The organism is Mucilaginibacter terrae, from assembly GCF_031951985.1.
GTDB classification, from domain to species: domain Bacteria; phylum Bacteroidota; class Bacteroidia; order Sphingobacteriales; family Sphingobacteriaceae; genus Mucilaginibacter; species Mucilaginibacter terrae_A.
Map to the genome: position 1 here is coordinate 1,445,172 of NZ_JAVLVU010000001.1, position 21,920 is coordinate 1,467,091.

General features: G+C 43.9%; 19 protein-coding genes. 12 read left to right on the plus strand and 7 right to left on the minus strand.

Going from position 1 to position 21,920, the window contains the following annotated elements:
* Window positions 1–42 precede the first annotated feature (42 nt).
* Window positions 43–582, minus strand: coding sequence for a YhcH/YjgK/YiaL family protein (locus QE417_RS05845; protein ID WP_311948261.1), 540 nt, complete (start codon window positions 580–582; stop codon window positions 43–45).
* 93 nt (window positions 583–675) lie between these two features.
* On the opposite strand from QE417_RS05845, the gene QE417_RS05850 reads away from it, so the two are divergent.
* Complete coding sequence (locus tag QE417_RS05850) at window positions 676–1,185, plus strand: SMI1/KNR4 family protein (RefSeq protein WP_311948262.1); 510 nt, start codon at window positions 676–678, stop codon at window positions 1,183–1,185.
* 61 nt (window positions 1,186–1,246) lie between these two features.
* Here QE417_RS05850 and QE417_RS05855 read toward each other — a convergent pair whose 3' ends face one another.
* Complete coding sequence (locus QE417_RS05855) at window positions 1,247–2,284, minus strand: hypothetical protein (protein ID WP_311948264.1); 1,038 nt, start codon at window positions 2,282–2,284, stop codon at window positions 1,247–1,249.
* Window positions 2,285–2,991: 707 nt separating this feature from the next.
* Here QE417_RS05855 and QE417_RS05860 point away from each other — a divergent pair.
* From QE417_RS05860 to fucP, 7 genes are all read left to right on the plus strand, one after another.
* Entirely contained in the window at window positions 2,992–4,152 is a 1,161-nt protein-coding gene (locus QE417_RS05860; RefSeq protein ID WP_311948265.1) for an ABC transporter substrate-binding protein, read from the plus strand.
* A complete protein-coding gene (locus QE417_RS05865; protein ID WP_311948267.1) occupies window positions 4,145–5,299 on the plus strand; it encodes a CaiB/BaiF CoA transferase family protein in 1,155 nt (384 codons plus the stop codon). Before QE417_RS05860 ends, QE417_RS05865 begins: the two co-directional genes overlap by 8 nt.
* Window positions 5,296–6,351, plus strand: a complete 1,056-nt coding sequence (locus QE417_RS05870) for a CaiB/BaiF CoA transferase family protein (protein ID WP_311948268.1) — start codon at window positions 5,296–5,298, stop codon at window positions 6,349–6,351. The genes QE417_RS05865 and QE417_RS05870 overlap by 4 nt, the downstream gene beginning before the upstream one ends.
* Before the next feature lie 85 nt (window positions 6,352–6,436).
* The gene (locus tag QE417_RS05875; RefSeq protein ID WP_311948271.1) at window positions 6,437–7,702 is read left to right on the plus strand and encodes an extracellular solute-binding protein; all 1,266 of its coding nucleotides are present in this window, start codon (window positions 6,437–6,439) and stop codon (window positions 7,700–7,702) included.
* Complete coding sequence (locus QE417_RS05880; RefSeq protein ID WP_311948273.1) at window positions 7,686–8,759, plus strand: Gfo/Idh/MocA family protein; 1,074 nt, start codon at window positions 7,686–7,688, stop codon at window positions 8,757–8,759. Before QE417_RS05875 ends, QE417_RS05880 begins: the two co-directional genes overlap by 17 nt.
* 211 nt (window positions 8,760–8,970) lie before the next feature.
* Entirely contained in the window at window positions 8,971–9,414 is a 444-nt protein-coding gene (locus QE417_RS05885; protein WP_311948275.1) for a MaoC family dehydratase, read from the plus strand.
* A gap of 22 nt (window positions 9,415–9,436) precedes the next feature.
* Window positions 9,437–10,747 carry an L-fucose:H+ symporter permease gene (fucP, locus tag QE417_RS05890; RefSeq protein WP_311948278.1) on the plus strand — a complete coding sequence of 437 codons (1,311 nt, stop codon included), beginning with the start codon at window positions 9,437–9,439 and terminating at the stop codon, window positions 10,745–10,747.
* A 235-nt stretch (window positions 10,748–10,982) separates the two neighbouring features.
* Here fucP and QE417_RS05895 read toward each other — a convergent pair whose 3' ends face one another.
* The 3 genes from QE417_RS05895 to QE417_RS05905 all read right to left on the minus strand — a co-directional run bounded on the left by QE417_RS05895 (window position 10,983) and on the right by QE417_RS05905 (window position 15,951).
* Window positions 10,983–11,333 (minus strand): hypothetical protein, encoded by a 351-nt coding sequence (locus QE417_RS05895; RefSeq protein WP_311948280.1) that lies wholly within the window; start codon window positions 11,331–11,333, stop codon window positions 10,983–10,985.
* Between the two features lie 132 nt (window positions 11,334–11,465).
* Window positions 11,466–15,497, minus strand: coding sequence for an ATP-binding protein (locus QE417_RS05900; RefSeq protein WP_311948281.1), 4,032 nt, complete (start codon window positions 15,495–15,497; stop codon window positions 11,466–11,468).
* A 277-nt stretch (window positions 15,498–15,774) separates the two neighbouring features.
* A complete protein-coding gene (locus QE417_RS05905; protein WP_311948282.1) occupies window positions 15,775–15,951 on the minus strand; it encodes an ATP-binding protein in 177 nt (58 codons plus the stop codon).
* A 277-nt stretch (window positions 15,952–16,228) separates the two neighbouring features.
* On the opposite strand from QE417_RS05905, the gene QE417_RS05910 reads away from it, so the two are divergent.
* The 4 genes from QE417_RS05910 (at window position 16,229) to QE417_RS05925 (ending at window position 18,876) form a co-directional block, all read left to right on the plus strand.
* Entirely contained in the window at window positions 16,229–17,044 is an 816-nt protein-coding gene (locus tag QE417_RS05910) for a sensor histidine kinase (RefSeq protein ID WP_311948284.1), read from the plus strand.
* Window positions 17,037–17,705, plus strand: coding sequence for a response regulator transcription factor (locus QE417_RS05915; RefSeq protein WP_311948286.1), 669 nt, complete (start codon window positions 17,037–17,039; stop codon window positions 17,703–17,705). Before QE417_RS05910 ends, QE417_RS05915 begins: the two co-directional genes overlap by 8 nt.
* Window positions 17,706–17,802: 97 nt before the next feature.
* Complete coding sequence (locus QE417_RS05920; RefSeq protein ID WP_311948287.1) at window positions 17,803–18,054, plus strand: hypothetical protein; 252 nt, start codon at window positions 17,803–17,805, stop codon at window positions 18,052–18,054.
* Between the two features lie 54 nt (window positions 18,055–18,108).
* A complete protein-coding gene (locus tag QE417_RS05925) occupies window positions 18,109–18,876 on the plus strand; it encodes a DUF72 domain-containing protein (RefSeq protein ID WP_311948290.1) in 768 nt (255 codons plus the stop codon).
* Between the two features lie 69 nt (window positions 18,877–18,945).
* On the opposite strand, the gene QE417_RS05930 is transcribed toward QE417_RS05925, so the two are convergent.
* Both QE417_RS05930 and QE417_RS05935 read right to left on the minus strand, forming a co-directional pair.
* Window positions 18,946–20,202, minus strand: coding sequence for a pectate lyase family protein (locus tag QE417_RS05930; protein ID WP_311948293.1), 1,257 nt, complete (start codon window positions 20,200–20,202; stop codon window positions 18,946–18,948).
* 18 nt (window positions 20,203–20,220) lie between these two features.
* Window positions 20,221–21,912, minus strand: coding sequence for a RagB/SusD family nutrient uptake outer membrane protein (locus QE417_RS05935; RefSeq protein ID WP_311948295.1), 1,692 nt, complete (start codon window positions 21,910–21,912; stop codon window positions 20,221–20,223).
* Window positions 21,913–21,920 lie beyond the last annotated feature (8 nt).

Genomic DNA, 21,920 nt, shown 5'->3' on the forward strand with positions numbered 1-21,920 from the left:
GATCTCCTCCGCCTAAGGCGGATCGAAATTACATAGTTTATTTTAGTCTTTGTAAAAAAGCTTAATTACGATCTTTTTGCTCCCCGAAAAACCATCAGCTTTAATCATAGGCTGATGTGCGTCATTCGGAAAAAACAGGAAAAACTTCTCGGGCGTAGCCAGGTATACCGGGCCTTCGGCTTCATAAAAAGCAACGTCTTTCTCTTCATCATAGGGTACAGTCACTGTAGTTTTGCTTAACGGGGTTACTCCCATTCGCTCCCCTCCTGCTATTACATATTGAATATCGATAGCTTTACGATGCGATTCCCATCGGGCATCTTGGATGTCTTTATTGTCGCTTTCGCTAACAGCTATGTACAAATCGCTACCCTCCAATGCGTGGCGGCCTATGGGCAGTACAGTTAAATCAGTATTTTTCAAGTAGGCAAATGCTTGATCCCACTGCTTTTTATTAGCTACATACTGGCGTGCAAATTCGGCTACATCAGTTGATTCATGCGGCGGTATTTCAAAACCATTCAAGTAAACGCGCGATTCAAACCATTCTTTCGGATTAGCTATTGCAGATGTATTTTTCATTGAGATATAATTGTAGCAGCGGCAAGATAGGATGTATTTTTAATTTAGCTACACCCAAATATAACTTTACTATATTTATACTGCTCAGGAATTATGAACATATCACAACTTAAAGAAATATCTGCTATTGCAATTCAGCATAACCCCGATCATTTTACTGATGAACAGCGAAAGTTAGGCTGGCTTGGTTACCAACCGGCAACCACAGAAGCTATTGAAGCAGCAGAACAAAAACTCGGCGTAGCATTACCTGGAGATTATAAACAGTTTTTATTGATAACAAACGGGTTCTTTACTACAAGTGATAGTACAGAACTAACTTTTGCACCAGTTGAAGAAATTGATTACCTGAAAAATATAGATGATTTCATTGTAGAAGTTTGGTCAGACCCAGCAATAATAGATGTAGGTGAACAGTTGATACGAAGCATTATAATTGGAGGCATTAATGATGAACAGTATTTTCTGTTAATTCCAAATGACAATGAGAGTATAGAATGGACGTACTGGAAATTTGCAAGTTGGATTCCGGGTGCACACCCTTACAAAAACCTCGATGATTATTTTACTTCAACTTTAGAATTTTTAAAGAAAGAATGTTAACACAAAAGGCCATCCACACAGGGACGGCCTTCAGCTTGTTTGATAAGGTTGTAATGCTTTATTAATTGAAATTCAGGTTTACCGAACCGCTTGAGGCATGGGCAACAACCGGGATGCCACCGCCGTTCAATTTACCTTCCACACGGTCTTTTTCTTTAGTGCCCGAAAAATTGCTTAATGAGGCATTTACGCGATTGCCCTTCAAATCAAGGTCGAGGCCTTTAGGGGTTGGCATTGTGATGGTAATGCCGCCTGCACTAGTTGAAAACCTCACGTACTTACCCAGGCTTTTAAAATCCGCATGAATGCTACCACCGCTGGTTGAGCCCTCTACGCTACAAGCCAGTTGAGTAAGATTAACGCTTCCGCCACTTGTTGAAGTTATAAATTCACCTGCAATATCATCGCCATGAATGCTTCCACCGCTGGTAGTTGCGTTAATGTCGCCGCTTAATTTATTCAACTTTAACGAACCGCCACTGGTTACCAGTCTTATGGTTCCCTGGCAATTGCTGGCCGTAATACTACCTCCGCTGGTGGTGAGGTCAATATCTTGTTTAGCATCAACTACATTAATGCTACCGCCACTGGTACGGCCTTTAATTTTACCGCTCACATTGCTCACTTTTAAACTGCCGCCACTGGTAGCAAAGTTTTGTGCGCCGGTTAAATCGGCAATATTAATGCTGCCACCACTGGTACGCAGATTGGTTGCAACCGCCTTAGGCACATATATTTTAAACGAAATGCTTACTGTTTTGCGCCAGTTTAAGTTAAAGCCTTTGCTTTTGGCGGTTACGTGCAATTCGTGGTCGGCATCGGTAATTTCGAGTTTGTAGTTATCCTCCAAACGCTGTTTAACTTCCTCTTTGCTTATATCATCGTTACTGTTATTGGGCGATACATAAACCTCAATTCGCGCTTCGGATGCAGCCACCCCGGCAACGGTAATGCTACCGCCCGACGTTTCGGCAAATACATCTTTAATACCGGCCGATGACAGGCTTTTGGTTAAATATGGTTCGGTATGCCATTTATTTTGAGCCATGGCTACGGTGCCGCCCAGTAGCATAAATGCCATTATGGTAAACTTTTTCATAAGCAGTTTAATTTTGATAAGTTGTTAAGTGCAATATTCCTGATAAGAATACTTTATAAAACTACAAAACAATACCAAAAATGCAAGTACCAAATTTTCAAATACTTACCTAAAAGTTCATTTACATTTATGTGCGGGTGTGCAACAGCAGGTGTACGGTTTCGATACAGTTTTAATACTCTCAAACTTTGTGAGATGTATTGTCCCGCATTCGTCGCCTCCCAGCTTCGGGGCGAAGGCCGGGCAGCACTGATGGGCTGTGTGGTGGGCAAGGGCCTTTTAGATTTTGCCGAAGCGTAGACCAGCGGGAACGAAGTGGGGCAAAAGATAACCAGCCCGTGGTGTTGCCGGGGTTTGCAGCATGGGCATGTGCGACAAACGAAGCATAGAGAGGTGACTTGATTTTGGTTCTTTCATCAAGGAAAGAACAAAGAGCCTCCGCGGCTCAGAAGCGGTAATGAAGCGACAATCCTGCAAATTGGTAATCCTCAAATAACTCACAAACATAAAGTCTCTACCTAATGCTAACATTTTATAATTCCTTGCATATATAGTATAAGTAAATTCGAGCTCAGGCCAATACATTTGCTATTGTACCAATAAATCTAAGTCTGGTTTATAGCATACTATCTATATAAATTCAAGCTATTGAAAAGCTAACCGAACTTTATTGAGATATTGCGTTGCTCAACCGTTTATATACGTCTATGTCTGAACAAATTATACTCAAAGGAATTACCTGGAACCACAGCCGCGGCTTTGTACCCATGACCGCCACTGCCCAGCGTTTCAGCGAATTGAACCCCGGCATTGAAATTACCTGGGAAAAACGTTCGCTTCAGCAATTTGCCGATCTATCAATCGAACAATTGGCCGCCCGTTATGACCTGCTGGTTATCGACCACCCCTGGGCTGGTTTTGCAGCCAATACACGCACCATTTTACCGTTCGACGAGTTTTTATCTCCCGAGTTTTTAAAAGACCAGGAGTTTAACAGCGTAGGTCAATCTTACGAAAGCTATAATTTTTTAGGCCAGCAATGGGCTTTGCCTATTGATGCCGCTACACCGGTAGCCTCAAGCCGTCAGGATATTTTGCAGGAACATGGTACCGATTTACCATCAACCTACGACGAGTTAATCGACTTAGCCAAACGCGGACTGGTAGCCTGCCCGTTAATCCCTATCGATTCGCTCATGACCTTCTATACCTTCTGCTGCTCACTGGGCGAAGACCCTTTCCAGGGCGAAGAAGTAGTTAGCCGCGAAATCGGCATACAGGCATTGCAAATGTACCGTCAGCTGGCTCAACTGGTCGATCCGAAATGCTTTGACTACAACCCCATTAAAGTATACGAGCGCATGACGCTTACCGATGATATTGCTTATTGCCCGTTTGCTTACGGTTATTCTAATTACTCGCGCGTGGGCTATGCCCGTCGCTTGCTACATTTTCATGACATGGTTACGCTTGATGGTAAAACCAACCTGCGTTCTACTTTGGGCGGTACCGGCTTGGCCGTTTCATCGCAAAGCAAACACATTGATGTAGCCATGAAATATGCTGAGTTCGTAGCTTCGCCAGATTGCCAGGCCGGTTTGTTTACCGATAACGGCGGTCAGCCCGGCCATTTACAGGCTTGGACCAGCGAACATACCAATGCCATCAGTACCGATTATTTCAGCAATACCCTGCCTGCTTTGCAGCGTGCATTTTTGCGCCCGCGCTATAATGGTTCGATGTATTTTCAGGATCATGGCGGTGATATTGTGCGCAATTACCTGATGAACGGCGGCAGCGAAACCGAAGTGCTGGATACTTTAGATAAACTTTTCCGCGAATCTAAAACCCAGGGTCAGCATGTTTAAGCCGTTAGAAGGGTTGGTAGTGCTGGAGTTCAGCCAGTTTATGGCTGGGCCAACGGCAGGCCTTCGCCTGGCCGATTTAGGTGCTCGTGTCATCAAAATTGAACGCCCCGTAAAAGGCGAAGCCGGGCGTCAAATTGCCATCCGCAATATATTTGTTAATGGCGATAGCTTGGTGTTTCATACCATCAACCGCAACAAGGAATCGTACGCAGCCGACCTTAAAAACCCTGAGGACTTGGAGCGTGTAAAAAAACTCATTGCCCAAGCCGATGTAATGACGCACAATTTTCGCCCCGGTGTAATGGAAAAAATCGGGTTGGATTATGAGACCGTGCAAAGCATCAACCCTAAAATTATTTATGGCGTGGTTACCGGTTACGGTGCTAAAGGCCCATGGGCATCACGTCCAGGTCAGGATCTGCTCATCCAATCTTTATCAGGCTTAACTTATTTGTCCGACACACAGGATACAGGCCCGGTTCCTTTTGGCTTGGCCGTGGCCGATATTATGTGCGGTGCGCACTTTGTACAAGGTATTTTAGCAGCCTTAATTAAACGCGCCAAAACACAAAAAAGCGTTTTGGTTGAAGTGAGCCTGCTCGAGTCGGTGCTCGATTTGCAATTTGAGTTCCTCACCACGCATTTAAACGATGGCGAAAAGCTGCCGCAGCGCAGCAAGGTAAAAGGTACCGGTCACCCCTATTTGAGTGCGCCTTACGGCATTTACCGTACTGCCGATGCCTATTTAGCTTTAGCCATGGGCGATTTGCACAACATAGGCAAAGCGTTAGGTGTGGATTTAAGCACTTATGCTACAAAATCTTCATGGTTTGATAATCGTGATAAAATTATGGAATTGATAGCCGCGCAGCTTCAAACCAAAACAACGGCCGAATGGCTGGCCATTTTAGAGCCTTTGGACATTTGGTGCAGCGAAGTTTTAAGCTATGCCGAAAGCTTACAGCACGAAGCATTTACGGCCATGGGTATACAACAACACGTTATTTTGCCCGATGGCAGCCAACTCAATACTACCCGCTGCCCTATCCGTATCGACCATACACGGCTTTACTCGTCATTAGCGGCACCGCGACCGGGGGTTAGTACCGAATTAATTAACCAACAATTTAATTTAACCGAAGCATGAAGCCTTTAGAAGATTATTTAGTGGTTGATTTCAGCCAGTTCCTTTCGGGACCATCGGCTGGTTTACGTTTGGCCGATTTGGGTGCTCGTGTTATCAAAATTGAACGCCCCGAAACGGGCGATATTTGCCGCCACCTGTATACATCGAACGTGATCATGAATGGCGAATCGTCGGTTTTTCATGCCATTAACCGCAACAAGGAAAGCTTTACTGCCGACCTGAAAAATGAGGCCGACAAACTAACCGTTTGGGAATTGGTGAAAAAAGCCGACGTGGTAATGCACAACTACCGCCCCGGCGTTATGGAGCGTTTAGGTTTCGATTACGAAAGTGTAAAAGCCGTTAATCCTAATGTGATCTACGGTGAAATATCGGGCTACGGCAACGTTGGTCCGTGGAAAGATAAACCGGGACAGGATTTGCTATTGCAATCATTAACCGGCCTTACCTGGCTCACCGGCAACGCTGGTGGACCTGTGCCTATGGGCTTATCTATTATAGATATGCTCGCCGGAACGCACTTGGCCCAAGGCATACTGGCTTGCTTAGTCCGCCGTACCATTAAAAATGAAGGCGCGCTGGTACAGGTGAGCATGCTCGAATCGGCATATGATCTGCAGTTTGAGGCCGTTACCACGTATTATTACGACGGTAAACTGCCCGAACGTTCTGAAAAGAACAACGCCCACGCTTATTTAGGCGCTCCTTATGGAGTTTATAAAACGGCAAACGGTTACATGGCTTTGGCTATGGGGTCTATCCCGCAATTGGGTCAGTTACTTCAATGTGATGATTTATTAGCTTATACCGATGTTGCACAGGCGTTCCACCAACGCGACGAAATTAAAGCTATACTGGCCGCCCACCTGCAAACCGGCACTACCGAAAGCTGGTTAAATGTATTGTTAGCCGCGGATATTTGGTGTGCCGAAGTGTTAAGCTGGGACATCCTCATGCAGCAGGAAGGCTTTAAAGCGCTGAATATGATACAGGAAGTAACCATGACTGATGGTTACAGCTACCGTACTACCGCGCTGCCCTATCCGTATTGATGGCGAGATATTTACATCGGCTAAGGGCTCGCCTGCTTTGGGCGAAAATACCGGGACCATTTTACAGGAGTTTAAAGCATAAGCCATGAGTGAGCAAGACACCATCAGGATAGCAGTTCGCAAATTTGGTCCTTTTGAAAGCGCCCTGCAAAAGATATGGGACAGCTTTTGTGCCGAAACCGGCTGCACGCTCAAAGCCGAAATGGTGCCCATGGACCTGGAACTGCTTTACGACAGCATCATTGAACAAAAAGGACTGCAAAACGGCGATTGGGACATAGCCCATGTGGTAACCGATTGGCTTTACGAAGCCTGGACCACCGGGGCCCTGCAAGACCTGCAACCCTACATCGCTCAAAATCCGCCCGAGGATTTTCCTTCGGGATGGAGCCAATCGCTTTTGGCGGCACAGCAGTTTGGCGACAGCATTGCCGGGTTACCATTTCATGATGGCCCGGAGTGTTTTATCTACAGAAAAGATCTTTTTGAAGATAGCCGCGAACAACAAGCCTATTTCGATAAACATGGCACTCCCCTGCGCGTGCCGCAAACCTGGGACGAGTTTCAAACCGTGGCGCGTTTCTTTAACCGCCCTGAGCAAAACCAGTACGGCACCGTGTTTGCCGGTTACCCCGATGGCCACAATACCGTATTCGATTTTGTATTACAGCTTTGGACGCGCGGCGGTCAGTTAACTGATGCCAATGGCGAAGTGAATATTGACTCACTACAGGCCGTTGAAGCACTGGAATTTTACAAGCAACTATTCCTCGATAAAACAGCCGTACACCCCGGGTCTGTAAATTACGAATCGGTACAGATGGGCATGGCCTTTGCCCGTGGCGAGGCGGCCATGATGGTAAACTGGTTCGGCTTTGCGTCCATGTGCGAGGTAATTGCCGAGTCGGCCGTTAAAGGTAAGGTTGATGTGGCCAAACTGCCCGCAGCGCCGGGTTCTGAATCGGCCTCGCTTAATGTTTATTGGTTATACACCATTGGTTCGGGAAGCAAGCAAAAGCAAGTGGCTTATGACTTTTTGCGCTTTGCCGTAAATCAGCGTAACGATAAATTGCTTACCCTTGAAGGTGGCATAGGCTGCCGTATTTCAACCTGGAACCACGGTGGCGTGAATGCTATTATTCCCTACTATCACAAACTGGAGGAGCTGCACACCGTAGCCCGCATGTTGCCGCAAAAAAGCAACTGGGCACAAATAGCTCATATTATTGATGAGGCTGTTTTGGCCGCTGTTAATACCGATACTGCTGTTGCGCAAATATTAAAAATCGCGCAGCAAAAAATTGAACAATTGACTACTACTACCCACGAAAAACATGCAAATACCCTATAAACCCATACTACCGCAAAACCCGCTGCCCATCATCATCATTGGTGCAGGCGGTATTGTGGCCGATGCGCATTTGCCAGCTTATAAAAAGGCCGGTTTCAGCGTTGTGGGCATAACTAACCGTACCCGTGCCCGCGCCGAAAAACTGGCTACCGAATGGGGTATCCCAAATGTATACGATACCGTTGCCGATGCCGTTGCCAATGCTCCGGCCAATGCCGTTTACGATATCACCATTATGCCCGAAAAGTTTGTAGAAACTTTAGAGCAATTACCCGATGGTTGCGGCGTGATCATCCAAAAACCCATGGGCGATTACTTTTGGCAAACCAAAGAAATACTGGAAGTTTGCCGCCGCAAAAAGCTGAATGCTGCCATCAACTGCCAGCTGCGTTTTGCGCCTTATGTAAGCGCCGCCCGCTACATGATTGAGCATGGCCTTATTGGAGAGCTTTACGATATGGAAGTGCGCGTAACCCTCGAAACACCTTGGGAACTGTTCCCGTTTGTAATGGTGCACCCTCGTTTAGAGATTCAGTATCACAGCATTCATTATATCGATTTGATGCGCTCGTTTTTGGGCGACCCGCAGAGTGTGTATGCCAAAACGCTGAAACATCCGGCTAAAAAGCTGTCATCGTCGAGGTCGACCATTTTGTTCGATTATGGCGATACCATGCACGCGGTAATTAACACCAACCATGACCACTCGTTCGGGCCGCATAACCAGGAAAGCTTTATTAAGTGGGAAGGTACCAAAGGCGCTATTAAAGCCCGCATGGGTTTGCTGATGGACTATCCGCATGGCGTACCCGATAAGTTTGAGTACTGCATTGTGGAAGAAGGCAAACAACCCGAATGGAAGGAAATTGAGCTGGAAGGCTCGTGGTTCCCCGATGCATTCATCGGCACTATGTCGAGCTTGATGCGCTACCAAAACGGCGAAACCGATGTGCTGTCAACGCATGTAGAAGATGTAATTAAAACTATGGCCGTGGTAGAGAGTGCTTATCAAAGCAGCGACACCGGCGGCGTTGTGGTGAGTGAGAAATTAGTCTGAAATCAGAATTTACTGAATTATAGAATTAACAGAATAGAACCTGAACTTTATTGTAAAAACAACACCAACCCCGTCATTGCGAGGTATGAAGCAATCTCTGAACTTTGCATGAACGCCTTGCATACGCAGGGATTGCTTCGTACCTCGCAATGACGATTGAGGTCAGAAAAAAAAAATCCGAAATCGAACATCCGAAACCCGAAATAAGAATATGTACTTTAAATCAACTTTTTTTGAAGATTATACCGTAGGCGATAAACGTGTAACCTTGGGCCGTACCATTACCGAAACCGACTTTGTGGTGCATGCCGGGCACACGGGCGACTTTTTTCCGCACCATTTAGATGCCGAATGGTGCGCAACCCAACCATTTAAACAGCGTATAGCGCATGGCACCATGATATTTGCCATTGGCATTGGTTTAACAGCTTCTGAAATAAATCCTGAGGCTTTTTCAAAAGGTTATGATAAATTGCGCTTCGTAAAGCCCGTGTTTATTGGCGACACTATTCACTCCGAGGTAACCATCTCTGAGAAAACAGACGCTAAGAAACCGGAATATGGAACCGTTACCGAACATGTGGACGTAATTAATCAGCACGGAGAAGTTGTGCTGGCTTGCGACCACCTGCTCCTGACGAAGCGCAAAAATTAACCAAACAACCAAATTTAAACTAATGGCATTAATTACCGACCAGGATGCAGGCCTGGTAACCGAAAACAACACCCAGGGCAAAAGTTACACGTTACCTTTCATTTTAATTGTAAGCCTCTTCTTTTTGTGGGGAATGGCCCATAATCTGGACTCGATACTTATCCCCCATTTACGCAAAGCCTGCCAGCTAAAAAATTGGCAATCAACCCTTATTGATACCTCTGTTTTTGCGGCTTACTTTCTGATGGCTATTCCGGCAGGTATGCTGCTAAAAAAGTTCGGTTACAAAAACAGCATAATTATAGGCTTAACCCTGTTTGCCGGTGGTGCTTTCCTATTTGTTCCGGCAGCAAACACACTTAGCTACCCTATATTTTTAGGTGCATTATTCATAATAGGTTGCGGTTTAGCAACGTTAGAAACTGCCGCAAATCCTTATGCCACTGTTTTAGGTGACCCAGCAGGTGCTACAACCCGTATTAACCTTGCTGCATCATTTAATGGCCTTGCCACCATCGTAGGGCCCTATTTGGGCACGATATTCATTCTATCAGGCAAAGAGTATACAGAAGCACAACTGGCAGCAATGGGCGCTGTTGAAAGAGCAAATTACTTTGCAGGCGAAGCGGCATCAGTTAAAATACCTTATATTATTTTAGCTTGTGTACTCATCGCAGTAGCGCTTCTTTTTAAGGTGAGTAATTTGCCCGAAATAAAAAGTACAGCTAAAGAAGAAACATCAGGCGGTAGCTTTTTAGGAGCCCTGCGTCACCGCCACTTGCTTTGGGCTGTAATTGCTCAATTTTTTTATGTAGGTGCGCAGGTATGTGTAACCAGTTTTTTCATTCGTATGGCACACCAAGGTGCACACTTTGATGAAAAAACTGCTGGTACTTATTTAAGCTGGCTTTACGGCGGCTTATTTGTTGCCGGGCGTTTTATTGGCACCTTCTTACTTAAATTCATAAGGCCGAACGTTTTATTATCCGTGTTTGCAGTATTAGCTACACTCCTTTGTTTAGTAGCCATATTAGGCGAAGGTGGATATGTAATTTATGCTTTAGGAGGTGTAGGATTCTTCATGTCGATTATGTTCCCTACCATATTTGCCCTGGGAGTAGAAGGTTTAGGTGACGATACAAAACCTGGCTCATCTTGGTTAATTATGTCAATTGTTGGTGGAGCTATACTTCCTGTTATTATGGGGCTTATCATCGATAGCAATGCCGACAATGTACAATCAGGCTATATAGTACCATTACTTTGCTTCCTTGTTATCCTGTACTTTGGCCTAAACGGTTATAAAATCAAAAAACAACTTATTACCACATAAATTTTATCGAAAGAATTACCGGCAATATTACATCGAAAGCTTTGGCAATTAGCCTGGGTTGAACAGATACACGTTAACGATATTCAAAACATATTCTGAGGACTCAGCCGATTCGGTAAAAAACCAAAAGGGCAAGCTGTGAAGCTTGCCCTTTACATTTAACTGCTTTCCCCTGCATTAACTAATTTAAGAGCCTATTGCAATACAGTAAATGTGATTGGAGGGTGATTGAGGTTTAGGTATATTTTTTATCGGCAACAGGTTTAGCCAGATAGCTTTGCATGCGCTGGTTACACAATTCAAGTTCACGGTCAATGCGGTCGCGTTTTTTATGTGTTCTTCTTAATGCGTTTTCTTCTATTTCTACGTATGTTACTTTCTTGTAGTTTTTTTTTCCCGACTGCATAAAGCCGAAAACGATAAGGCCTAATAATGCTGATAATGGTATAATTAACAGCAACGAACTTGGGCCAAAGCCTTCTTCGTCTACCATTACCGGGCCATAATCACCAGCCAATGCCGGTTGCGCCATAAACAGGCCGGTTAAAATAATTATGATAAGGTTTAGGATGAATTTTAAATTCATTTTGATAAGGTAAAGGATCTACTAAAACTATTCTTATAAGTACTGAAAACAGCGGTAAAAGAACAGCACAAAAATGCATTCAACTCAGCCTCGGAAACTATAAAACCTGTTTCAAAAACTATAATATTTGTTTCAATTTTGTTCAGAATGCTGCTTTACGAACTCCAGAGGCGATAAATTATAAACCTCGCGGAAACATTTTGAGAAATAAGCCGGACTGGTAAACCCGGTACGGTATGCAGCATCAGAACTGTTATATCCCTGTTGTAAAAATTGTGATGCCCGTTTTAATCTATAGTTGCGCAACAACTCGGTGGTTGACATACCGGCAATGGCTTTCACCTTACGGTGTAAACTGGTACGGCTCATGTGGGTAAGGTCAATCATCTGGTCTACGCCAAATTGGGTATCATCCAAATGCTCTTCAATAATATGGTAAAGACGGTTAATAAAAGCATCCTGTACTACGTTTACAGGGTTGGCATCAATTGTGTCTCCCGCAATAGCTAATCCATTACGTACATGCTCCTTTAACTTTTGCTGGCGTTTAAGCATGTTTTGTATCCGCAGCAATAGCTCCGTAACCTCAAATGGTTTGGCCAAATAATCATCGGCTCCTTGCTCAAGCCCTTCAATACGGTTTTCAAAGGTTGAACGGGCCGTTAGCAGTACTACCGGAATATGGCTTGTACGTTCATCATCTTTTAATTGCTTACACAGCATTAAGCCATCCATTACCGGCATCAGCACATCACTTATAACAAGATCGGGCATTAAATCAACAGCCATCATAGTGCCCTGCAAGCCGTTCCAGGCATGTTCTACCCGATAATTATCGGTGAGGCTGGTTGTGATAAATGATGCCAGATCGGCATTATCTTCTACCAATAAGATGAGCGGCAATGCACCATCTTCATCGGCTGTTAACTCATTGGTTATAGTTTCAACAACATCATCTTGCATAACGGCATCGACCTCTCCAGCTTTTTTATAAGGCAGATACACGATAAAAGTTGAGCCCGATGGTTCTGTGGAGCCGGTGTCAACGCTTTTTGCATTGATGGTTCCATTTTGTAATTCCACCATTTCTTTAACCAAACTCAAGCCTATACCTGTACCCTCAGGTTTGGTATTACTCGCTGCTGTATCAACCACCTGTTCGGCCTGATAAAAACGGTTGAATATGTGCGGCAACTTTTCGGGCGGAATACCTATGCCGGTATCGGTCACGGTTAATTTTATACCTTCCGTTTGGGCATCCAGCACAATATCAATTCTCCCCCCTGCGTACGTATATTTAATGGCATTCCCTACCAGATTGTAAACTGTATGCCCCAACATATCTGGCGCAAAAATATAATTGCTTCCGTTTGTATGATCTTTAAAATCAAGCGCAATATTATTGGAATTCACTTGCTCTCTAAAAGATTCAATAATGGCATTAATGGTAACAGCCGGACTACCCACACCCTCACGCGGCTTCATTGCTTTGGCTTCCAGCTTGGCCATATCCATCAGCTGGTTAATCAGTCTCAATAAATGGCGTGCATTAGTTTCAATAGTTTCGGCCAGTTTGCCTTGCTCATTTTCTTTGGCTTGCCCGTTTTTAATGCGTTCTGCCGGCCCCAGTATTAGTGTAAGCGGTGTACGAAACTCGTGTGTAATATTGGAGAAAAAGCGCGTTTTTACCTCATCCATTTCGCGCAACTGGCGCGCCTCAACAGCCTTGAGCTCCACTTCTTTGTTCAATAATTCCTGCCGAACACGGTAGCGTGTATAGGCCCAAATCAACGCTGCTATAATAATACCATACACTATAAAAGCAGGCCAGTTAAGCCACCACGGAGGTGTGATCTTGATTTGTAAATATTTTACATAATTGCTCCATTCGCCCGATGTATTGCTGGCATTTACCTTAAAAAGATAAGTACCCGGCGGAATTTTAGTATAATTAGCTACCGGCAAGTTACCCGATTGTACCCAATGATCATCATAACCAACCAGGCGGTAACGGTACTTTAAATCTTTAGGCTGATTGTATTGCAAACCGGCAAATTGAAACATAAGCGAGTTTTGCTCATACGATAGGTTAAGCTTATTTAGCTCATATAGCGGCGCAGGTAATATGCCGTTTTTACCCCAGCCCACGCTTTCGTTATTGATCTTAAGCTCAGTAAGTGCTACGCGGGGTTTAAAATCATCGTTACCAATGTTAAGAGGATTAAACAATGTCCATCCATCCGGCCCGCCGAAAGCCAGGCAGCCATCGGGCATAGTAAGGTGATGGAAGCGGTTAAATTCGTCGCCGGGCAAACCATAAGTACTTTGAAACACCCGTACATGTTTATTTTTAGTGTTAAAACGGCACAATCCCTTATTGGTACTCAGCCATAAATATCCCTTACTATCGGTTTGTATGGAGTAAACGGTATTATCGGGCAGCCCTTGTTTTAGCGAAAAGACTTCGCATTCGAGCGTTTTTTTATTAAGACAAATAAGACCTTCATAGCCGCCAATCCACAATACATCGCTGCGTTTTGGATCGGGCGTTATGCCGAGTAATTTGTTGGTGGGTAATGAGCCTACAACAGCACGGTATTTAAGCTGTTGCATTTTTTTAGTGCTACGGTCAATTACCAGCAAACCGTCACCATCGGTAGTTATCCATAGCTGCTGGCCATCGTCATAAATATCACGTGGAATGAGCCATGTGCCAAAGGTATTACGTATCAGCCCGGCATCAATAAATGGCAGCCACTGTTGAGTTTTGGCATCAAACTCCAGTATTTGTCCGTTATAACAAATAACCATAGGTTGCCCCGATGGATTTATTGTAATACCCTGAATGCCTACACCTTGGTCTTTTTGCACCCGTATTAGTGGTATTAGGGGCAGCTTTTGTACTTGCCTGGTTTTAACATTGTACCTGCAAACTGTCTTTTTAAGCGCCAGCCACAGGTTGTGCTGCGCATCATAAACCGATCTGAAATGATAGCTTGATGCAGCCTTTGGTCCATCAGATGTGTACCAATCAAAAAGCTGGTCGGTGGGTAAGTTTAAAACCTGTTTGAGCAAATCATAATGAAAGCTCACTTTATACGAATATGATTTAAAGTAAGGTGTATTTAACGAAATTTGCTGGATACCCTCGGCGTTAGTACCAACCCATATTAGTCCTGAGCGGTCAACCATAAACGAGTACGCATCAAAGGGTTTGTCTTCGTTCTTTTTTACCAGGAGTTTTAAACCTTTCTTGCTGGTATACTCATAAATCTCACCACCATTTTCAAAATAGTCTTTACCATCAGTACCGGTACGAATCCATCGCACTCCATGTGTATTGGCTTTAGGCATGGCTACGGTTCTAAACTGATGCGTTTCGGGGTTAAAAAAGAAAAGTTTGCTGCGGTCGCCCCAAATTAGCTCGCCGTTGAGGCGTTGGTGCAGATCTACTATTTCTTTCTGCGACTCAAAATAATTATTGTAGTCTTGTTTTATGGGGGTATTAAAGTTGACAAATCCCTTGCTTGCAGATACATACCGACTTAAACCTTGCTGCGTTAGCACCCAAACGTTCTTTTCCCTGTCCTGTAACAGCCCACGAAGGGTATCGGTAGGTAACGTGGCCGCCTTTGATGAATACCAACTTAATTTGTTTTGAGACATGTCAAAACAGGTTAAAGTACCGTTGTGCCCAATTGCCCAAAAGCGTTCCTTGTCATCAACAATCCATCCGCGACGGACGAAGTTTATACCCAGCCTCTTGAAGCCTTTCTTTTCAGAGATGTGCTCAATGGCTTCGGTATTTACATTGAGCTTATCCACCTCGCCCGATTCATGCTCGATCCATAGGTTCTGCTTACGGTCGAGCGCAGTCCAGATGATGAGGTTTGAGGCCAGCGTGGCGGGGTTGTATATATCGTGCTGAAACGTTTTAAACTCTATGCCGTCATATCGGGCAAGTCCGTTACGGGTGGCTATCCAAACAAAATCGTTATCATCCTGCACCAGTCCTGATACTACCGACTGCGGTAAGCCATCTTTGGTGGAAATAATTTTTACAGCCTGTGCACGAGAAAAGTTGGGTACAAAAAAAGATAATATTAGTACAAATACCGCACAATGTTGACGTAAAAAATTAAGTGCGTATAAGCGGCTGTGCATAATTGGCAGATGCGGAAAAACAAATACAGTTGTCAAAAATACAAATAATATCAATTATGTAATGATGCGAAGTTCCTGTTTATCAAAGGCCTGTAAAAATTAAAATCCTCTGTGCCTTGCGCCAGAGGATTTTACCCTTACCTAAATAAAACTATATTCTAACAAAAACTTGGCGTAAATTGCGGCTTGTGCTTGAATTAACGCTAAGTTAAATGATATGTACTGTAAAAAAACACGTACTTATACGTGATTTCAATTGCAGGTAAATACCACCACTTCACTTCTTAGTTATGCGAGGTTCTACTTTAAATTCGGCACCGGCATTAGACTGGCTTTGCACCGTTATAGAGCCACCTAAGCGTTCAACCTGCATTTTTACGATATACAGGCTCATTCCTTTGCCTTCCACGCTACGGTCAAAAACGTTTAAAGGCCAAATAAGCTTCGCCCACATTTTGCAAGGTCGATGCCTTTTACCTGATTTAATAAACGCGGGTTAATACGTATTAGCAGCACAACAAACTGGTCAAAATATAATTTACTGTATAACAGGCAATCAACAATAAAAAGAATACAGAAGTGACTTTTTAGTACAATAAAGGCTATATTAACGCATTTTTACTATACTTCTGTTTATGTACAATTACAGTACGGTCACCATCTGTATGGTTTTTAGGCCCTATTCAAATGTGAGTAAGTTAGTTAATCGTTTAAAGGCAAGTGCATAAGCAATGCAAGTAACCGGCGATAACCTGCTTGTATTATTAGCCATAGGTACCTTAGGGATGCTTACACTGGCTATATCGGTTATATTTATGCATGTACGCAATCAAAACAGGCTGCTTAAACAAAAAGAAATTGCGCAGGAAGCCGAGCTTAAGCATCAGCGGGTATTGCTAAACGCAGTTATTACTTCGCAAGAGGCCGAACGCAAGCGAATTGGGCAGGATTTGCATGATGATATTGGCGCCTCACTTTCGGGCTTAAGGTTGATGATCGATGTTTACCAGCCCGCTAATACCGAGGAACAATCGTTTAAACAGTTCCGTAGCAATACAAAAGAAACCATTGATACTATTGTTGCCGAACTACGGCATATTGCGCACCATTTATCGCCATCGTTACTTACGTTGCATGGCTTACATGCGGCGTTAAATAAGCAACTTGAGTTTATTAACCGCACCAATTATTTGCAAGGCTCCATAGTTAATGATGCTCCCGAAGTAATTAATAGCCTGGAGATAGAAACATCAACAGCCATATATCGTGTGTTGGAAGAATTATTAAATAATACGATAAAACATGCCAAAGCAACCAACATACAAATTAACTTTGCAATGCAAGATGATAATTTAATGATACGTTACACCGATGACGGTATTGGCTTGCCTTCGCAATCGGTTATCAATGGCAAGGGTATGGGAATGCAAAACATCGAAAGCCGCTTGTCAATTATCGATGCCACATATCAAATTAATAACAACCCCGGCAACGGGTTCAGGATAGATATTACTTATCCTGTAAAAAAGAATACCACTAATGAATAAAATAAAAGTAGCAATTGCCGACGATCACAAAATATTTGGCCAAAGTTTAGGGATGCTTATCCAGGCTGTAAGTGATTTCGAATTGTTATTTGTAGCCGAAAACGGGCTCGATTTCCTGGAAAAGCTGAAAGCTGCTCCTGCCCCGCCCGATGTAGCCCTGCTTGATATAGATATGCCCGGCATGAACGGCATTGAATTGAACAGGCAATTGCACCGCAATAAGAGCGATATTAAAGTTATTATGCTATCGGTACACCTGGAAGAAGAACTGATAACCCAGGTAATAGATGATGGTGCCGCATCATACTTAGCCAAAAACTGCGACAAGGACGATTTGATCAAAGCTGTGCGGATGGTTTACGAAGAAGGATTTTACATAAATCAGCTTACCTTACGTGCGCTCACACTGGCAGCCAAAAACCGCAACAAATCACCTAAAAAGTTAAAGCCCGTACACGAAACCTTAACCGATCGTGAGCGCGATATATTGGATTTAATTTGCAAAGAGTACAACAATACTGAGATCGCCCAGATACTTTTCATCAGCGTACGCACAGTTGAAGGGCATCGTAACAACCTGTTAGCCAAAACTAACAGCCGTAATACTGCCGGATTGGTGTTATTTGCTATCAGGCACGAATTATTTGAAATGCCTACCTAAAACAGGTATTTATACGTGGTTTTTAAGTCGGGTAGTTATACCCTTGAATTTAAGTATGGGGCTATACTATATTTGTAATGACCCATATTTACGACTTATGAACATCAGCCTCCTTGTCAAACAACAAATTCTTCAAATTTGCGACGGCCCGGTGCATGTACCCGAGAAACTTCCGGATAATGTGCCGCTTTCACATTTAGGCTATGATGAAGACGCATCGTTATGCCGGGCGTTAGAGGCTGAGCTAAAAAAACTGATTTATAAAAAAGGCAGCAAAAAAAATATTGAGAGCGGACTCATCTCTGAGGATATGACCGTGAGCGAATGTATTCAATTAGTAGCGTCCTGAATATTAAAGTAAATTCACTGCCAACATCGTTTCTGCTAATTGGTTACTTATAATGTGAGTAATCAATCAAATCATAAAGCAGGCATATATACGGGTACCAGTAACGTTGTATTGCCGGTGCCCAATAAGCAGTCCTACCCTCCCGAATATCAAAACAAAAACCGTTTGTGTTACTATGGTTCCTTGTTTAATAGCGTTGAAGTTAACAGTACCTTTTATAAACTCCCTTTAGCCCGTACCATAACGCGTTGGGCCGAAGAAGTTCCTGAAAATTTCAGGTTTACGTTTAAGTTGTGGCAGGAAATTACACATCAAAAAGGATTAGCCTTTAATCCTGAGGACGTGCACCGCTTTATGAATATTACTAACCATGCAGGTGATAAAAAAGGCTGCCTATTGGTTCAAATGCCACCCAGCACTACTGTAAACACTTTCCAACTCAATCATCTTATCAATACTATTAAACAAGCCGATGAAAGCGGGATATGGCCTATAGCCATCGAGTTTCGTAACCGTTCGTGGTATGATGAATCGGTTTACGATTTATTAGATGAACAATGTGTGAGTATGGTATTGCATGATTTACCAGCCTCGGCAGCACCTATGCGTTTGGGCGAAAGTAATTGTATATACCTGCGCTTTCATGGCCCTCAAGGTGGTTACAGAGGAAGCTATGCAGATGATTTTTTGCATGAATATGCCCTATATGTAAACGAATGGGCAGCAGATGGCAAAACGGTTTATGCCTATTTTAATAACACAATGGGCGAAGCCGTTAAAAACCTGATGACCTTTAATGATTATGTAGCCGCTAAACAATAAAAAGCCGGGCATCGTCGCAACGCCCGGCTTAAACCAACTAAAAAATGCAAACGTAGTTTACAAAGTTTTTTATTTAAGCTTAATTATTGCATTCAGATATTTTTCTAACCGGGTATAACCTTCTCCATTTGCGTTATTAGCCTGAAATTTCGCATCCCATTTATCAGGTATGCCATCGTTATTGCTATCCACTAATTTTTCAACTACAGGTAACTCGGGTTGGCCGCCGGCATCTGCTTCTGTTTTAAAAATTTGCCCTGCTTTGCCTAAACTTTTCAGGTAGCCTATAATGCGGGCATCTACCGCATCGCGCTGTAACGATGCTCCTGCGCTTTCAACTACTTTTTTGTAGGCATCGGCGGCGTTATCAATACTTACAACAGGCATATATGTAGGTGCTTTAAGTAGCGTAACTCCTTTTTGCACAAAGTCCGAATCAACAAGCAAACGGCCGTTTAACTTACCGTCTTTGTTCATATCAACATAATTCCCTTTATGGAAAACCTTATCGGTTGCCGAAAACATGCCCATGTAAGCTTTACCAGAATTTGGGCCCGCAATAAAATAATTGTTAACTATATCCTGCGTGTGATCAGCACCTGAATGCCCTCCAACAAAGCCGTTGGTTCCCCAGTTATAGATCACGTTGTTAATATATTCTATACCTGCCTTAGCTTTAGGGTTACGGCTCGAGTTATCTATCCATAGGCTATGATGCACAGTTACATTGGTAGGGTTTTCAAACAAAGCACCAAAACGCTGCGGGTCGATGGATTCGCCAATGAGGCAGTATTGCAGGGTAATGTTATTGCTGTTTTTAATGTGCAGGTTATCCCAGCGGCCCCAGGCAATACTCACATGGTCAAATATTACATCCTTGCAATCATCGGCCACAACAGTGCAGGCACCCCGAGGCATATTAATGCTTCCTCTAAAACGCATGTAGCGGATAATGCTGCTATCGGCAAATGACACTCCGTTGCCATACACCACAATACCCTGCCCCGGAGCAGTTTGACCCGCAATGGTAATTTTGGGTGCAGCCTTAATTTTATCAACTATTTTAATAACCCCGGTTACATCAAAAACAATGGTTCGGTTGGGCTTGCTCACCGCATCCCGAAACGAGCCGTAGCCGGTATCGTTTAAATTGGTGACATGGTAAACCTCCCCGCCTCTGCCTCCGGTGGCAAAGCGCCCAAAGCCTTCGGCTCCCGGAAAAGCCAATTGCTGTGCATTTGCCTTTGTGGCAAAACCCAAAGCTGTTATGGCAAAGGCATTACGCAGCGCTTTATAATATTTTATGAGAGGTGTTGTAGTACGCATATGGGGTATTTATCATTTTTATTTAAACGGCAGAAACCAGTTTGCCTTGTTCATGAGACGTGAACGTACTGCGGCCGCGGCCGGGTTACCGTCTTTAAGTAATTTATTGTAAACCTTATCAGCCAAAAAAGCCGGATCATTACGGCGCATAGCTATGCGCATGAGGTCTTGCCAGCGATTGCCCTCGTAAGCCAATTCAAGCGCTCCCTCGTCGATCAGCTTGTCTTCCATGCCCGTCATATCGGTTTGCAGGGCAACGTTAAGGTTGGTGGTGCCCACCCTTGCGCGTATACCCAGGTTACGGTGGTATTTACCTCTAATGGTTGGGGCATCCAGCTTACGGGCATCAAACATATAAGGCTCGGGCAGGTTGGTAATGCGGCGTTTGGTAGCATCAGGTTCGGCCGTATTATCATAAGCACCTTTTATACCGGCATTAACCAGCGCCCATGCTATTTTAGTTTGCCCATCGCGGTTAGCGGCTTCGGCGTAGCGCAGGTGAAGGGTTGGCGTGCGGTATAAAAACCAGCGACCGTTTTTCTCCAATGCATTTACAGGTAAACCGGTTGTGGTGTTTAGGTAGTTATAAAGGAATTTAACAATAACCGGCTGACCGTTAATGATCTTATAGGTATTGTTAGGGCCACGCAAATCAAACGGTGTACCATCATTTTGTATTTGGGCATTCCAGTTATCAATAGCGGTTTGCGATGGCTTAACAAGGTAGCTTCCGCCCGAATTGGCGAACAAGTCAACAAACGGATTTTCGGGTGCAAATGATTTATCAAATACCATCGACCATATCCACTCGGTTTGAAATTCCCTGTCCTGCATCGATCTTGACAGGAACCCCTGCCACGCGCTGGTGGTAACGGCATCGTTATCGGTACCGCTGTTTAAAGTGTAAGTATTAAAGTAATTATAGCTGTCGCCCGGGCCGTTTGGGGTCGAGGTTTCGAGCACTTCTTTGTAAACCGTAGCAGCTTTGCGGTACTCATTATTCCATAAATACAGATCGCCTAAAAGGCATTTTTTGTTCACAAAGAACAATTTTGACGGATAACCATCAATTTGAGTAACCATGCTGTTTGCAGCCGGATAAGGCAGCTTATAAGGCAAAGCCTCTAAAAATGCAATAAGCGTTTTTACCAAAGCATCCAAAGTTAAACGCGGGTATTTACTTTGATCTTTTACATCATTGGCGTTGGTTAATGCCTCGGTTACGTAAGGTACCTCACCAAAATGGAGCCCTAACTGGAAGTATAACCACGAACGCAATGCCGCCACATCGCTCCAGCGTTGGTTATAATCGTTGGCGGTGAGCTTATTGGTGTCGTACATTATTTTCAGGTTCTTCATTACATCGTTACAGCTGAGTATAACCGCATAAAAAGGCTTGGGGTCGGCGTAGCTGTTGCCATCAAGCACGTTGTGCGTGTTTATCTGCTGCAATTCGGCACCGGCATTGGGGGTAACTTCCATCAGGTCGGCACGGAGCTCGTTGAGTACTTCATACTGTTTGGCCAGGCCCAAAAGTTTACCATAAATACCCACCACGGCTGCATCGGCATCGTAAATATTTTGAAACATATTTTTGGCATCTACTTGGTTTTTGGGTTCTACATCGTACATATTGCGGCATGAGTACGAACCCGACAGCATGATAACCAGCGCGGCACTTTTTATAAATGGAGATATTTTAAATTTCATGTTGCTCT